The organism is Chryseobacterium flavum (assembly GCF_003385595.1).
In the GTDB taxonomy this organism is placed as follows: domain Bacteria; phylum Bacteroidota; class Bacteroidia; order Flavobacteriales; family Weeksellaceae; genus Chryseobacterium; species Chryseobacterium flavum.
On the sequence record NZ_QNUE01000007.1, the window covers coordinates 98,039 to 112,554 of the forward strand.

Annotated in this window: 14 protein-coding genes; 3 read left to right on the top strand and 11 right to left on the bottom strand. The window is 35.1% G+C overall.

The window, feature by feature from the left end:
- Window positions 1–42: 42 nt before the first annotated feature.
- Complete coding sequence (locus tag DRF59_RS10605) at window positions 43–615, top strand: Crp/Fnr family transcriptional regulator (RefSeq protein WP_317126573.1); 573 nt, start codon at window positions 43–45, stop codon at window positions 613–615.
- A gap of 175 nt (window positions 616–790) precedes the next feature.
- Window positions 791–1,294, top strand: a complete 504-nt coding sequence (locus DRF59_RS10610) for a GNAT family N-acetyltransferase (protein ID WP_115959493.1) — start codon at window positions 791–793, stop codon at window positions 1,292–1,294.
- Window positions 1,295–1,343: 49 nt separating this feature from the next.
- Here the strand turns inward: DRF59_RS10610 and DRF59_RS10615 are convergent, their stop codons facing one another.
- The 10 genes from DRF59_RS10615 to DRF59_RS10660 form a co-directional block, all read right to left on the bottom strand.
- Window positions 1,344–2,165 carry a GLPGLI family protein gene (locus DRF59_RS10615; protein ID WP_115959495.1) on the bottom strand — a complete coding sequence of 274 codons (822 nt, stop codon included), beginning with the start codon at window positions 2,163–2,165 and terminating at the stop codon, window positions 1,344–1,346.
- An 83-nt stretch (window positions 2,166–2,248) separates the two neighbouring features.
- Window positions 2,249–3,610, bottom strand: a complete 1,362-nt coding sequence (locus DRF59_RS10620) for an MATE family efflux transporter (RefSeq protein ID WP_115959497.1) — start codon at window positions 3,608–3,610, stop codon at window positions 2,249–2,251.
- A 100-nt stretch (window positions 3,611–3,710) separates the two neighbouring features.
- The gene (locus DRF59_RS10625) at window positions 3,711–4,895 is read right to left on the bottom strand and encodes a sigma-54-dependent transcriptional regulator (protein ID WP_115959499.1); all 1,185 of its coding nucleotides are present in this window, start codon (window positions 4,893–4,895) and stop codon (window positions 3,711–3,713) included.
- A 47-nt stretch (window positions 4,896–4,942) separates the two neighbouring features.
- Window positions 4,943–5,620 (bottom strand): YggS family pyridoxal phosphate-dependent enzyme, encoded by a 678-nt coding sequence (locus DRF59_RS10630; RefSeq protein ID WP_115959501.1) that lies wholly within the window; start codon window positions 5,618–5,620, stop codon window positions 4,943–4,945.
- Window positions 5,621–5,696: 76 nt separating this feature from the next.
- Window positions 5,697–6,557: a polysaccharide deacetylase family protein gene (locus DRF59_RS10635; RefSeq protein WP_115959503.1), complete on the bottom strand. Its 861-nt coding sequence runs from the start codon at window positions 6,555–6,557 to the stop codon at window positions 5,697–5,699.
- A gap of 282 nt (window positions 6,558–6,839) precedes the next feature.
- Window positions 6,840–7,568, bottom strand: coding sequence for a DUF72 domain-containing protein (locus DRF59_RS10640; protein ID WP_115959505.1), 729 nt, complete (start codon window positions 7,566–7,568; stop codon window positions 6,840–6,842).
- A gap of 4 nt (window positions 7,569–7,572) precedes the next feature.
- Window positions 7,573–10,419, bottom strand: a complete 2,847-nt coding sequence (locus tag DRF59_RS10645; protein WP_115959507.1) for a heavy metal translocating P-type ATPase — start codon at window positions 10,417–10,419, stop codon at window positions 7,573–7,575.
- Window positions 10,420–10,561: 142 nt separating this feature from the next.
- Window positions 10,562–11,122, bottom strand: coding sequence for a helix-turn-helix domain-containing protein (locus DRF59_RS10650; protein ID WP_115959509.1), 561 nt, complete (start codon window positions 11,120–11,122; stop codon window positions 10,562–10,564).
- Window positions 11,119–11,514 (bottom strand): acyl-CoA thioesterase, encoded by a 396-nt coding sequence (locus DRF59_RS10655; RefSeq protein ID WP_115959511.1) that lies wholly within the window; start codon window positions 11,512–11,514, stop codon window positions 11,119–11,121. Before DRF59_RS10655 ends, DRF59_RS10650 begins: the two co-directional genes overlap by 4 nt.
- Before the next feature lie 95 nt (window positions 11,515–11,609).
- Complete coding sequence (locus tag DRF59_RS10660) at window positions 11,610–12,023, bottom strand: DUF6157 family protein (RefSeq protein ID WP_115959513.1); 414 nt, start codon at window positions 12,021–12,023, stop codon at window positions 11,610–11,612.
- Window positions 12,024–12,315: 292 nt separating this feature from the next.
- Here DRF59_RS10660 and DRF59_RS10665 point away from each other — a divergent pair, with 292 nt between their 5' ends.
- Entirely contained in the window at window positions 12,316–12,684 is a 369-nt protein-coding gene (locus tag DRF59_RS10665; RefSeq protein WP_115959515.1) for an RNA recognition motif domain-containing protein, read from the top strand.
- A gap of 29 nt (window positions 12,685–12,713) precedes the next feature.
- Here the strand turns inward: DRF59_RS10665 and DRF59_RS10670 are convergent, their stop codons facing one another.
- Window positions 12,714–14,510: a DUF4153 domain-containing protein gene (locus DRF59_RS10670; protein WP_115959517.1), complete on the bottom strand. Its 1,797-nt coding sequence runs from the start codon at window positions 14,508–14,510 to the stop codon at window positions 12,714–12,716.
- Between the last annotated feature and the right edge of the window lie 6 nt (window positions 14,511–14,516).

Here is a 14,516-nt window from a genome sequence, read left to right on the forward strand (position 1 = left end):
GCAGACAAAAATCAGTATAAAAAATAAATCAACAAAGGACATTTGTCCCAGGCAGATATGTTAAGGACCAATCAGGCATTTTTAAATTATTTTGAAGGACTTTATAACAATCATAAAAATGATGTGGTCCTGAAGCATTTTTCCCGTGATGAAAATATATTAATACAGGATCAGCCACTCTCAAAGCTCAGACTTATTAAAGAAGGAATTGTCAAGTGTTATTTTACAGAAGAGAATGCAAAGGAGTATATTGTTGAATTTCTCGGAAACGGTGAAATTCTGGGAGAAGTAGAACTTATTAAAAATATCCATTGTTTATGTGGAGTGAAAGCAGTATCTGATGTGACCGTTTATGAAACCAATATTGCTTTTTTTAAATCATTGGTTAAAAACGATCTTCTCTTCAATCATTTATTACTAGACTCTTTTGCAGAGCGAATTATAAACACCTCAAGCAGGGCATCATACCAGCAATTATATACGGTAGAACGTTCTTTAACTCAATTGTTAAATATGCAGGCCAGCCAGGAAATTCAAATGTCAAAAGAAGATATGGCTGCTTATCTTGGAATTACTGTGAGAAGTCTGAACAGGATTTTAAAAGATATGAAATAAGTTTTTTTTAATGGTGTTTTAAATTGTTTTTTTTAAAAAATATTTTCTTTTAAGGTTGTTTTTTTAATGGGTGTGTGGTTGTAAAATAAATAAAATACAAATCCGGTTTAATAATTATAGGGGTGTTTTTTTGAAATTAATTATTTTTGTATATAAATTAAGTTGATCAATATAAATGGGAAAATTGAAATTCAGAAATGCTGAGCGGGCTGATTTACATAAAATTGTAGAAATCTATAATTCAACAATTGCCTCAAGAATGGTAACAGCAGATGTTGAAAATGTTTCTGTGGAAAGTAAGCAAAAATGGTTTGATGAACATAACCCTGAAACGAGACCTCTCTGGATTGTAGAAGATGAAGATAGCCAGGTCATAGGTTGGGTGAGTTTTAGTTCCTTTCATGAGAGACCGGCATACAGTGGTACCGTGGAAGTAAGCATTTATCTTGATGAAAGCTGTAGGGGAAAAGGATATGGCAAAACAATTCTGCAATATTGTATTGACAATGCCGGGAGGTTTGGAGTGAATAATCTGGTGGCTCTTATTTTCCTTCATAATGAACCCAGTTTAAAGCTTTTCAGGCATTTTGGGTTTGAAGATTGGGGAAAGCTTCCGGATGTTGCTGTATTGGATGGGGTTGAAAGAAGTCTGATTATATTGGGCAGAAGAGTCATTTAAATATTTAAAAAACAAAGCGGCCTGGGCCGCTTCATATATAGAGTATTATTTAGTTGAACTCGGGTTTTTTGTCTTTTTCAATATAAATATACCGGCTTTTGATTCCGTTTTGGAGCATTTCCTTTTTCTTATTAAGTTCTTCTACAGACTCTATGCTTTCATTTTTGAAAGTTTGTTTTTCCCCGGCTTTTATTTTTTCTGAAAATATTCTTGTAGGGTTTTGATAGAGATCTTTAATATACTTATTAAATTTATCATTGGTTATCGGGATAGCCGGCTTGCCATAGTGAGTTTCTACAAAATCTTTGGTATCGTAGTTTGTATTGAATTTTTCATTGTTTATCAGTTTATAAAGAAAGTTTTGATCTGCATCTTCCAAGATGAAGATCAGACCGGGAAGACCTCTGAATTTGTAAGGGCCTTCCTGTATATTCACGTCGTTGGAGAACCATGCATTCCAATTTCTGCCTCCAAAATCTGTAGTGGCCTTCTGAAGTTTATAACCATTATATTCTTTGGTTTCCTGAGTGATCAGCCACTTCATTTCATCATTTGTTGTTACCACAAAATAATCAAAAAAATCCCTGTACCAGCTGTTTTTAAAAGAACCGGGTTTTCTTTCAACAACCTGGTCTGTTTTTGTACTGTATCGTGATGTCGGCTGATTTGTTTTCTTATTTTTTTCATCATAATCAGCAAAGCTTTTATCGTAGAACTTAACGGAACCGGGATTGATGTCCAGATTCATTAAAGTAGTAGTATATTGCTGTGATGCATTTTCCCGGTACTGAAGTTCGTAAGTAAACCTGTTGGTTTGAGATTGTAGTAAAGAGCCTGAATAGAGGGCAAGGAAAATCAATGTTTTTTTCATTTTTAATTATTGGTTATCGGCATCAAAAATAATAAAAAAGCGCAGTATTTCTATTCCTGCGCTTAGTATTACCTGATTTTAGTCTAAATATTCTGCTTAATTCTCTTTTCAGACATATTTAAAAATCGTTTAACAAGGAAAACCGCTGATACGGTAAGACCTAACCCAAGAGCGATCCACATTCCGAAGGCTCCCATTTCCAATGTAACACAGAAAAAGTAGCCTAAAGGTATAGTAATGACCCAATAAGCAATAAAGGTATAAATAGATGGTATCTTAACATCCTGCAACCCTCTGAGCATTCCCAGAGCGGTTACCTGAATTCCATCGGAAAGCTGGAATAATGCTGCAATAATCATTAATTTTGAAGCCAGTGCAATTACTTCAATTTCTTCTTTTTTGGTAAAGAAAGTAGGCAGGATATTTCTTCCCAAAATGAACACCAGCCCGCAGATACACATAAATATAAAAGCAATTTTCAGGTTATTAATTCCCACTTTTCTCAGCTCAATGAAGTTCTGTTCTCCCAGTTTTCTCCCAATCATTACTGTTGAGGCAACACTAAATCCAACACATAAATTGAAGGTAAATGAAGCCATACTCAGTGCAATCTGGTGAGATGCAATATCGTGAGCAGAAATAAGTCCGCAGATAAAAGCGGCTCCGGCAAAAGCCGTTACTTCAAAAAACATCTGTAAAGCTGTAGGCAGTCCTAATTTTACCATTTTGTTAAACATTGCTTTAGAGAAATCCTGAACTTTAAGTGAAAAATCTTTGATATAGCGTTTGGTTCTTTCTTCTTTGAGCAGTACAAAATAAAGGAATACAACCATGAAGATTCTGGAAATCAATGTAGCTAAAGCGGAACCTTTTACCCCCATTGGAGGCAGCCCCCAAAGTCCTTTGATAAATACATAATTTAAAGCAATATTGATCACATTGGCAATAATGGTCGCTTTGGTTACCCCTATAGTATAAGATAACCCTTCTGAAACTTCGCGGAGTGTCTGAAAAGCCATGAAAGGGATCATACTGATCACCATAATACTTAAAAAGTCTACAGTATCAGGTATAATTTTGGCTGGCTGTCCTGAATGATAGAGCAGAGGCATTCCCAGTAGCAGAACCATCATCAGGATAATTCCTACAGACATATTAATAATAAAGCCATGGCTGAATACAGAATTAATCGTAGCATGATCCTTTCTCGAATGTGCCTCAGAAACCAATGGAGGGATTGCAAATGAAAACCCAAGAGCCAATACGAAGATAGAAAAGAAGACCGCATTACCTAAAGAAACTGAAGCAAGGGCATCTGCTCCTAAAAGTTTTCCGACAATAATATTGTCAAATAAGTTTACCGAAACCTGCCCCACCTGGGTAAGCATCACAGGCAGAGCTAAAGTCAGGCATTCTTTTGTATAGTTTTTGTTTAAAAAGTTCATAGTATTTTATGATTCATATAGTTAATATTTCAAAACAGGTCAAAAAAAAATTTGCAGTGACTTACTGCAAATTTTTATAATATCGTAAATAATAATGGTATTATTTCCTTACAAAACTTGCAACGTCATTTTCAGAAACAGTGTTTCCACCAAGAATAATCAATCTTTCAACAACATTCCTTAATTCCCTGATATTACCAGTCCAGGAAAGTGCTTTTAACGCATCAATAGCTTTATCATCAAATTTTTTAACTGCTGTGCCATGTTCATCAGCAATCATTCCTGAAAAATGTTCCACTAATAATTTAATATCCTCTTTTCTTTCATCCAACGGCGGAACATAAATTTCAATTACAGAAAGTCTGTGATAAAGGTCTTCTCTGAATTTCCCTTCCTCAATCTCTTTCTGCATATTTTTATTGGTTGCTGCAAGTACTCTTACATCAACTTTTATTTCCTTATCACTTCCCACAGGAGAGACTTTGCTTTCCTGAAGTGCTCTCAATACCTTAGCCTGAGCAATAAGGCTCATATCACCAATCTCATCTAAGAAGATGGTACCTCCGTTAGCCTGCTCAAATTTTCCCTGCTTATCCTTAATAGCACCCGTGAAAGATCCTTTTACGTGACCGAAAAGTTCAGACTCAATAAGCTCAGATGGAATTGCCGCGCAATTAACCTCTACCATTGGACCTCTTGCTCTGTCGCTTTGATTGTGAATAGCATGAGCAACCAGTTCCTTTCCGGCACCATTCGGGCCTGTGATCAGAACTCTGGCATCAGAAGCAGCAACTTTTTCGATCATATCCTGAATCTTCTGTAATGCAGGAGATTCGCCGATCATCTGATATTTTTTATTTACCTTTTTCTTTAATGTTTTGTTTTCAGTCTGAAGATTTTTGTTTTCTTTCTTCAGGGTCTCTTTTGCTAAAGCATTTTTTACGCTGGTAATCAGTCTGTTGATATCAATTGGCTTGGAGATAAAATCATATGCACCTTCTTTCAGACAGGAAACAGCAGAATCAATATCCGCATGGCCTGAGATCATAATAAAAGTGCTCTCCGGCTTTAAGGCGAGACTTTGCTTCAAAAGCTCTGTTCCTGAAAGTTTAGGCATTTTAATATCAGAAATCACTAATGCGAAATCTTCTTTTTCTACCTGTTTGTAACCTTCCAGGCCGTCTTCAGCGATAACAAATTCATAATCGGTAAGTTCATCAGAAAGAATACTGTGGAGTACTCCCGAGATTGCTTTTTCGTCTTCTACTATAAGGATTTTTTGCATAGTTGCAAATTTAAATTTTTTGTTTCAATTATTAGCAAAAACTATACCTAAATATTCTGTTTTGAGTAATCTCTTTTGCCGAAAATTGCAGATCCAACCCTTACCGAATTAGCCCCGCATTCAATAGCGAGAGGAAAATCATCACTCATACCCATGGATAAGGTTTTTAACGTTTTTAATTGATTTAATTCATTTAATTCATTAAAAAGTTCCTTTAGGGTTAAAAACTCTTTTTTTATCTGTTGCTGATCATCCGTGAATGTTGCCATTCCCATCAATCCTGTAATTTCAACATTTGGAAACTGGCCGTTACTATATTGCCTGAACAGATTTTTGGCTTCAGAAGCCTCCAAGCCAAACTTGCTTTCTTCTGCTGCAATTTTAACCTGAAGCAAAACCTTAATAATCCGGTTGTTTTTTTCAGCCTCTTTATTGATTTCTGTTAAAAGCTTTTCAGAATCTACACTTTGTATAGTATCAATGAACGGAGCAATATATTTGACCTTGTTGGTTTGCAGATGGCCAATAAGATGCCACTGTATATCCTGAGGTAAAAGAGGGTGTTTCTCCATTAACTCCTGAACCTTATTCTCTCCAAATACTTTTTGCCCCAGATTATAGACTTCCTGTATTGCTGAAACCGGATGTGTTTTGGAAACAGCTACCAGCTGAACTCCCTGGGGCAGCTGACCATGTATACGTTGATAATTTTCTTTAATACTCATATATGCAAATTTCTGAAATTTACCGGACAGTTGCCAATCCTGCACTGTAATTTTTTAATGATCTGATGTATAGCAGTTAATTCAGGACTTCGTTGATCCTTGGGTACTGTGAGATTTTTCTGAATACAAACTTATTACTTCTTTGTAATTTCTCAATAAAAAGATCCAGTTCGTTGATGGAATCTGTATCTCTAAGATATTGGTCATGAGTAAGGAAAACAAGATGTCTTGAAGTTTTTTCAAGATCATTAAGGAAAATACTGTCTACCTTTTTCAACATTGCTTCATGGCTTCCTTTTAGAGTCATTTTATGGGTAGGCCGCCATTCAAGGTCCCAGCCGATTACTTTATATCCGGCATTTCTTAACCCGTTTGCAGCAGCAGTTGAACTTTTGATATCCGTCACATTAATATTGTTAAGCCTCCAGATATTTCTTCCCGGAGTTCTTGCAATTTTATCATAAAGTTTTAAGCTGTCTTTGGCAATGTCAAAATCATGTACCACTGCATCAGCATTTTTATAGAAATCTGTGTATTTATTGTGAGCATGGGTAAAACTATGGTTTGCCAGTTCTATTAAAGGGTTTTGTTTTAAAAGTTCCAGATCATCCTTTTGTTTCTTACTTCCATATGCATGTTTACCTACTAAAAAAGCTGTAGCACACACATTTCTTTTGTTCAGTATTTTTAAAAGATTTTCTGTGCCCTGGTTAGGGCCATCGTCAAAGGTAAGATATATCACTCTTTTATCCGGATCTACATTTTCATCATCCATCTTGGGGACTATTTCTGCGGCAGGATGTTCCTGGGAATGTATTTGTTCATTCACCTCATTTTTGAAATTACAGCTGTTCAATAAAACCGAAGTTGCACTCACCAATGCAAACATCCCTAGAAAAGTCTTATTTTTTGACTTTCCCGCAAAAATTTTTCTCATAAAGACGATGGAATTTAAATTGTTAAAAATCGTTAAAAATCGCACTTGAAATTTAACAAATTATATGCCATGTCTGATAATATTTTTGCTTTTTAAGGTTATTTTAATATCTTATCCTAAAGGAATTTCATCAATAATTAATGAATGTGTGAATATAATTTTGCTTTCTGTTTATTTTAACATTTATAAATGTTAAAATGATAGCTTTTCTCTATATATGTTAAATTAGAAATACCCTCACCGGAAAGAATAATACTGGCTGATCTGGGTAAAAACAAGTCTTTATTCTAATATACTCTTTACGTATTTCGAATTTTCAGTTGCAGCTGTTCCCCATGTATTATTAAAGAAAAGATAAGTAGTTTGTTTTGTATCCCGGATCTTTTGTGCCAGAAGGTCAAGAAATTCAGTGCTGTATTCGGATTTGTAAAGAACGGGCTTTCCGTGAAGTCTGTAATAAAGTACTTCAGGGTGGTTTATAATGACGTCCTCAGGAAGATTGCCCGGAAAACTTACACCGGAAAAAACAATATTATTATTTTTTAAAGTGTCAAAGATTTCTTTTTGCCACCATGATTCATGACGAAATTCAATTACATTTAAGAAATTCTGATCAAGATTCTGAATGATTGTTTCCAGATTTTCCGGAGTATTTTTAAACGAAGGTGGCAGCTGATATAAAAAGCCGGAAAGTTTATCCTTGAGGTGGTACTGTAAATGATTACAGAATATTGTGATCATTTCTTTAGATCCTGCAACTCTGTTTTGATGGGTAATGGATTTGGGAATTTTAATGAAAAACCGGAAATGCTCAGGAGTTTCATCATGCCATTTTGAAAGGGTTTTAGCAGTAGGGTTTCTATAAAATGTTGAGTTGATTTCTACTGCATTAAATACTTCTGCATATAAAGAAAGAAAATCTTTACTCTGAGCATTTTCAGGATATAAAGACCCTTTCCAGTCATTATTATAGAACCCTGAACATCCTATGTAAAGATTTTCTTTTTTCATATTATTATTTTATATTCAGATCTACAGAATTCAATCTTAATGAATTCAGAATAACAGACAACGAACTTACGCTCATAGCTGCTGCTGCAATCATCGGGGACAACAGAATTCCAAAAAATGGATACAATAATCCTGCCGCTACAGGGATCCCGAGAATATTATATATAAATGCAAAGAATAGATTCTCTTTTATATTTCTCAGAAGTTTCTCGCTCAGCAATTTTGCTTTGGCCACCCCCAGAATATCTCCTTTAAGTAAGGTGATTTCCGCACTTTCAATCGCTACATCCGTTCCGGTTCCCATTGCAATTCCAACATCAGACTGCGCAAGAGCAGGGGAGTCATTAATTCCATCACCGGTCATTGCTACAATTTTTCCCTGCTGCTGAAGTCTTTTAACTTCATTTAGTTTGTCTTCGGGTAAACAGTTAGCTTTAAAATGCCTGATTCCCAATTCATCTGCTACCGCTTTAGCGGTGTGTTCATTATCTCCGGTCATCATTATAATATCAATTCCTTCACTCATTAATCTTTCTACTGCTTTTTTGGAGCTCAACTTAATTTTATCTGTAAAACTTATAAAGCCCAAAACATTCTGATCTTCGGCGATATATGAGATTGTATGTGCTTTTGTCTGCACCTCGACAGCTTTTTTCTTCAAGCTGTCCGGGATGAGAATCTGGTGAGATGTTAAAAGACTTTCGTTTCCAAGGTAAGCTGTTTTACCATTAATATTTCCTTTAACTCCTTTTCCTGAAATATTTTCGAACTGTTCCACTTTTTCAGCAGAAATATTTTCATCTTTAGCTCTTTTGATCACGGCATTGGAAAGTGGATGCTCTGAATTCTGATTTAATGAAAAAGCTAGCTTTAAAATCTGTTCTTTGTTATTATTATCTAAAGCTTCAATATGTTCTACAGATGGTTTCCCTTCTGTTAAAGTCCCCGTTTTATCTGTGATCAGTACATTTATTTTATTCATCTGCTCAAGAGCTTCTGCATTTTTAATCAGAATTCCGTTTTTGGCACCTTTTCCAATTCCTACCATTAAAGACATAGGTGTGGCTAATCCAAGAGCACATGGACATGCTACAATTAAAACTGCTACCGCATTTACAAATGCAAATAAACTTCTTTTTCCTTCAGGACCGAAAAGTTGCCACAGAACAAAGGTTAATACAGCAATGAGAATCACAACAGGAACAAATACTTTTGATACTTTATCCGTTAGTTTCTGAATGGGAGCTTTACTCCGGCTGGCCTCATTCACCATTTTTATAATCTGAGAAAGGAGTGTCTCATCACCTACTTTTTCAGCTTTCATTATAAAAACCTGGTTGCCGTTAATGGTTCCGGAAGAAACTTTGTCATCAATATTCTTTTCTACGGGTACGGGTTCTCCCGTAATCATGCTTTCGTCCACCACAGAGCTGCCTTCGGTAATCTTGCCATCCACGGGAATTTTTTCACCGGGCTTTACCTTTAAAAGGTCTCCGATTTTTACCTGGGATAACAAGACCCTTTTTTCTTCACCATTTACAATAAGATTGGCTTCGTCAGGTGAAAGATTCATTAATTCCTTAATTGCATTCCCTGTTTTTTTATGGGCTGCTGCTTCCATAAGCTGGCCTAATATAACCAGTGTTAAGATAACACAGACCGCTTCAAAATATAAAGGGATTTCATGATTATGGCCCCGGATCTCATGAGGGATAATATCAGGAAAAGCCAAAGCAGTAATACTGAATAAAAATGCCGCAGCTACTCCTAATGCAATCAGACTAAACATATTAAGATTCCATGTCCGGAAGGAAACCCAGCCTCTTTTCAAAAGAAACCATCCTGAATAAAACATCACCGGAAGGGTTAAAGCCAGTTCAATAAAACCCTGTATCTGATGTGAAAAAGGGAAACTGATAAACATTCCTCCCATTGAAAGAATAAAGACAGGAATCGTAAATGCGAGTGAAATAATAAATTTCCTTTTTAAAATATTGTAGGTTTCATCTTCTTCGTCATTGCTTTTGTCAGGCATTCTTACCAGATCCATTCCGCAAATAGGACAGCTTCCGGGTTCATCACGTATGATTTCCGGATGCATCGGACAGGTATATTTTGCTGTTTTCTTTTCAGGGTATTTTACAAGGTCCATTCCGCAGACAGGGCATCCGACATTGGAATCATATGTTTTATCACCTTCACAATACATCGGGCAGTAATATCTGCCTGCCATTTCATCAGTCACTTTTGGTGCTTGGTGATGGGCGTGATGATGATCGTGTGAATGTGAATGATGCGAACCTTCTTTTTGAACGAGTTGTTCAGTGATGGGTTCCAGATGCATATGGCAAACGGGACAGTCTCCTTTTTCAGTGTACACTTTATCACCTTCACAAAACATAGGGCAGTAGTATTTTCCTATGCTGTCTTTAAAGTTTTCAGGAAGGTTGGCTGCAGAATAAGTAGGCTTGTGATTAGGATCTTTAGCCAGCTTTTCTTCAATAGGTACAAGATACATTCTGCACACAGGGCATCTTTCCCCTTGTTTGAAATAGACTTTATCGCCTTCACATTCCATTGGGCAATAATAAACTGAAGATGGAGATACCCGGTCCTGAGGTTTTATAAATGATTTATCCGCAGATTCCGGATTTTCAAGTTTATAATTTCCAATTTCAGCTAAAGCATTGTTTAAAGCAGAAAGGTCAACGTCTTTATCAGACGTGATCGTTGCGGTATTGTTTTCCAGATTTACATCAGCTGTAATACCTTCAATACTGTTCAGCTGGTCTGAAATTTTTTTCCGGCAACCTGAGCAGGTCATTCCTGATATCTTATACTGTAGCTCCATGACTCTTAAATTTATACTTACAAATTTCCAAAATAGAAATCTAAGGTTGTTATAAATTTAAGGATAATAGTTATAGAATTTTGAATTAAGGTTTGGAGTGTTTGAAAGCAAGGAAATATTAATGCAACATATCTCTTGCCGGCTAAAGGTTATCCAAGGATTTTCTATTGTGTATTTTTAGCTTTTTAAATTCAGTGGGAGTAAAGCCAGTACTGTTTCTAAACTGCGTTGATAAGTGCTGAACGCTTTTATAACCGAGTTTCCCTGCAATTTCAGTAAGAGTAAATTCATTATAGAAAAGAAGTTCTTTAACTTTTTCAATTTTTTGAAGAATGAAAAACTGTTCTAATGTAATATTTTCATTTTGTGAGAAAGTTTTGGAAAGAGCACTGTAATCTTTATGAAGCTTTGAACTAAGAAATTCAGAGAGTAAAAAGTCTTCTGAAATGTCAAGTTCACTGATTTTAATGATGATCAGTTTCTTAATTTTCTCAATCAGCTGATGGGCTGAATCCATAATTCTTTCAAAACCGGTTTCAATCAATTGCTTTTCAATAGTCCTTAGTTGTTCTACAGACAATTCTGATATGGTTTCTACTTCTCCCAAAATAACAGAAGTGGTTTTTATGTCAGCTTTATTAAAAATTTCTTCAACAGCAGTAATACAGCGGTTACAAACCATGTTTTTTATAAAGATCTTCATAGATTATTATTTAATCTGTCCTTGACAAATTCAATACGGGTTTTACCATGAGGAGCGGGATTACCATCAGCATCAAGGTTGACCATTACAATTTTATCAACAGTAATAATCGTTTGGTGGGTCATTTTATTGCGGACATCACATTTCAAAGTAATAGAGGAAGTACCAAAATGTATTGCTTCAATCCCAATTTCAATGATATCTCCCTGTTTTGCAGAGCTTACAAAATTAATTTCTGAAATAAATTTTGTAACCACTTTTGTATTTTCCAGTTGGATAATGGCGTATAGTGCAGCTTCTTCATCAATCCATTGCAAAAGTCTGCCTCCAAAAAGCGAATGATTAGGGTTCAAGTCCTCAGGTTTTACCCATTTTCTGGTATGATAGTTCATTTTCTAATAATTTGTAGTGCAAATTTAATGTTTAAAACCGGTGTTTTCAAAAACATATTATTTATTGAACGAAACGAAAGGATTCATTTTCTCAATTATTTTCTTTTAGAACGCATCGCCTTTACCTTTGTAACGGATGGATCCTGTATAAAACTTTGATATTTTTCACTTTCTATTGGGAAAATAGCCACTTTTCCTTCCTGATTATGATGGATACCAAATCCATATCTTTTTGCCAGAGGAGAAGATCTGAGACAGGCCTGACCTTTCGAAAAAAAAGCATTTCTTGCTTCCTGTCTTTTATTTTCCGGAATATTATTTTTAATAGCATAGCATTCAAAAATAATGTCATCTGATGAATATTGGTAAGGATGTTTTATAATTTGTTCATACTGAAGCTGAGCCAGTGTTTTCACTTTTTTTTCAGGTGGAACCTGCGACTGTAACACAGGGCAGTCTTCTGCAATTTCAATAAAGGTATTGATGTAATTTGTTGTATGTTGTTTCATAGCTAAGGAAGGTTTAGTGATATCGTATTATAAGTTTTGTTCTGCTTTATGTAAATTAATTTAATATTTGTTTTTATTTATGTATTGTTTTTACCATAATAAATACCTTCTTTGAGGTTAGTGAAAGAAGGTCAATTCAAATTAATGTGAGAAACATTCAAAAAAAACTTTGATTTGAATTTTTTAATTGTATCTTGCATACGTTTATATTTGGAATCAATATTTGTTCATTAATTTATGTTGTTTTTCTTTTATATACCAAATTTTTATTAATTTTTTAATTTTATTTAAAATGAACATTTTTGTTTCAAACATCAATTACGCAACTAAAGAGTATGAGTTGCATGATCTATTCGCAGAATTTGGAGACGTATCATCAGCTAAAATTGTTACAGACAGAGAAACTGGTCGTTCAAGAGGTTTCGGTTTTGTAGAAATGGGTGATGAAGAAGGACAACAAGCTATTGAAGCTCTTAATCAGAAAGAATTCAACGGAAAAACGTTAAACGTTTCTGAAGCTAAGCCGAGAGAAGAGAAGCCAAGAAGAAGCTTCGATAACAACAGAGGAGGTGGTTATGGAAACAACAGAGGCAGCGGAAGCTACGGAAATAACCGTGGCGGAGGCGATCGCGGTGGAAACGGCGGCGGAAAACGTTGGTAAAAATATAAAGCGGCTTTAAGCCGCTTTTTTTATTTATTTTCTCTGATCAGAATCACTGCATCATTATAATAAAAGTTCTCATGAATACTATAAGAATACTTTCCTTTGGAAATATCTCTGAAAATTATTTTAATATGGTATTTTCCAAGATTATTTTCTACAGAAATTTCTTTAAGCTTTGCAATCCCTTCCGCAGTGGTGTTTTTCTGAAAAAGCTTATGGATAGCCGGAATAAAGTCAATCTCTTCTTTTGAATTCAGAATGATTCTGAGAGCATCAGAGCCGTTGATTTTGGTCTGATTATCTATCGTAAATGTATCTCCGTTAATTTCTTTAAACTGTTTTGCGTAAGTTTGGAGCCTGATCATATACTGATAATCCTGAATATTCATTATATCTGTTTCAGATTCCAGAATTATCTGTTTATAATCTGATGTTCCCGGTTTTTTCTCTACGTTAACAAAAGCATTTTTCAAAGAATTGTTGATATTCCAAAAGTAGAACTGCTGGAAATCTTCTGTTAGTTTGTTCTTTATTTTTGCATCCGAAATAAGGTTTAGTAAAAAATCTTTCTCCTTTCTTTCAGCAAGAAATACAAATTGAGAGGTTATTTTATTAATCGTTTGCTCTGAAACTTTTTTGTTAAAATCTATTTTACCCTGGGAAAGAAGATGGTTATTGTTTAAAATTTTTATCAGTTCAGTCTTCTGGCTTCTTTTAGCTACACTGAAAGCATTAAGGTAAGGAAATACAAGGGAAAATGTGCCTGCTACAAATAAACTTACCGGAATGAATCTGATACTTGCTTTTTTATTAAAAACAAAATAAACAACCAGTCCTGTCAACCATACTGCCAGCAGCAAAACAAAATATCTTGGCTCAGTATATCCGTATTCAAGGATTCTGGTGAAGATAGCTACAAAAAGCAATATAACCAATGGAATGATGGTATAAAAAAATAATCTGGAAAATGCTTTAACCCAGGATTTGGTGTGGTCTGCTTTCAGTGGGTGAACAAGCAATAAAGCAAGGATTCCAACAATACTGTAAGCCAATACGAGATAAGAGACCCAGCCTCTCGGAAGCTCCCAGTTGATTAGTATTTTAAATGCATAAAAATATAAAATTATGACATAGATCAGAAGAAGAGGGATCAGTATAAATTGGGTGAAGAATTTTAATACTACAGGATACTGACTGTCCTTTTCAAGATATGGTAATCCGTTTTCATTGAAGATCAGGAAGTTCAGGCAGCTTCCTGAAATAGCCATAAAAAAGAACAGGTCAAGGTAGATTCTCTCACTGAATTTAAAATCAAAGAGTTTATCAACAGCTAAAACAGCCAGCTCTATACCTCCTGTGAGAACTCCTGTGAATATTATTGTTAAAACTGTATTGACGAATAGGTTCTTGTTGTATTGCCAGAAGTTAGGCTCCTTATTCCTGTTTAAAAAAGCAGCAAAAGAGACGAACAGATGAGAAAGAAGGAATGTTACAATTATGATATATTGGTATACTTCTGTGAAATCCCTATTGTTATCCGGAAAAATAAAATAAAAACCGACAAGAAAAATAATTCCTGCCGATTCAAGTATATAGCTTTTTCCTATCCTTTGGGAGAGCATTTTAAGTGCAAACATCAATGATATTCCCAAACAGGAGCACATGGTAAATTTAGAGTATGCTATAAAGCCGGGCTCAGAATAATTGGTTTCATAGAGACAGATTGCTCCGGCAGAGCCTAGGAGAGCCATAAGGAGAACCATAGGATAGCGCAGAATAACTTCTCTTGCTTTTCCTGTTATTTCCAGAAGTTTTATTTTCATAAGCGG

What these genes read in the sequence shown, in the direction of transcription:
- DRF59_RS10640 (WP_115959505.1), bottom strand. Translation starts at nt 7,568, where the DNA reads ATGAAAAAAGAAAATCTTTACATAGGATGTTCAGGGTTCTATAATAAT.
- DRF59_RS10620 (WP_115959497.1), bottom strand. Translation starts at nt 3,610, where the DNA reads ATGAACTTTTTAAACAAAAACTATACAAAAGAATGCCTGACTTTAGCT.
- DRF59_RS10630 (WP_115959501.1), bottom strand. Translation starts at nt 5,620, where the DNA reads ATGAGTATTAAAGAAAATTATCAACGTATACATGGTCAGCTGCCCCAG.
- DRF59_RS10625 (WP_115959499.1), bottom strand. Translation starts at nt 4,895, where the DNA reads ATGCAAAAAATCCTTATAGTAGAAGACGAAAAAGCAATCTCGGGAGTA.
- DRF59_RS10635 (WP_115959503.1), bottom strand. Translation starts at nt 6,557, where the DNA reads ATGAGAAAAATTTTTGCGGGAAAGTCAAAAAATAAGACTTTTCTAGGG.
- DRF59_RS10660 (WP_115959513.1), bottom strand. Translation starts at nt 12,023, where the DNA reads ATGAAACAACATACAACAAATTACATCAATACCTTTATTGAAATTGCA.
- DRF59_RS10610 (WP_115959493.1), top strand. Translation starts at nt 791, where the DNA reads ATGGGAAAATTGAAATTCAGAAATGCTGAGCGGGCTGATTTACATAAA.
- DRF59_RS10655 (WP_115959511.1), bottom strand. Translation starts at nt 11,514, where the DNA reads ATGAACTATCATACCAGAAAATGGGTAAAACCTGAGGACTTGAACCCT.
- DRF59_RS10670 (WP_115959517.1), bottom strand. Translation starts at nt 14,510, where the DNA reads ATGAAAATAAAACTTCTGGAAATAACAGGAAAAGCAAGAGAAGTTATT.
- DRF59_RS10665 (WP_115959515.1), top strand. Translation starts at nt 12,316, where the DNA reads ATGAACATTTTTGTTTCAAACATCAATTACGCAACTAAAGAGTATGAG.
- DRF59_RS10615 (WP_115959495.1), bottom strand. Translation starts at nt 2,165, where the DNA reads ATGAAAAAAACATTGATTTTCCTTGCCCTCTATTCAGGCTCTTTACTA.
- DRF59_RS10645 (WP_115959507.1), bottom strand. Translation starts at nt 10,419, where the DNA reads ATGGAGCTACAGTATAAGATATCAGGAATGACCTGCTCAGGTTGCCGG.
- DRF59_RS10650 (WP_115959509.1), bottom strand. Translation starts at nt 11,122, where the DNA reads ATGAAGATCTTTATAAAAAACATGGTTTGTAACCGCTGTATTACTGCT.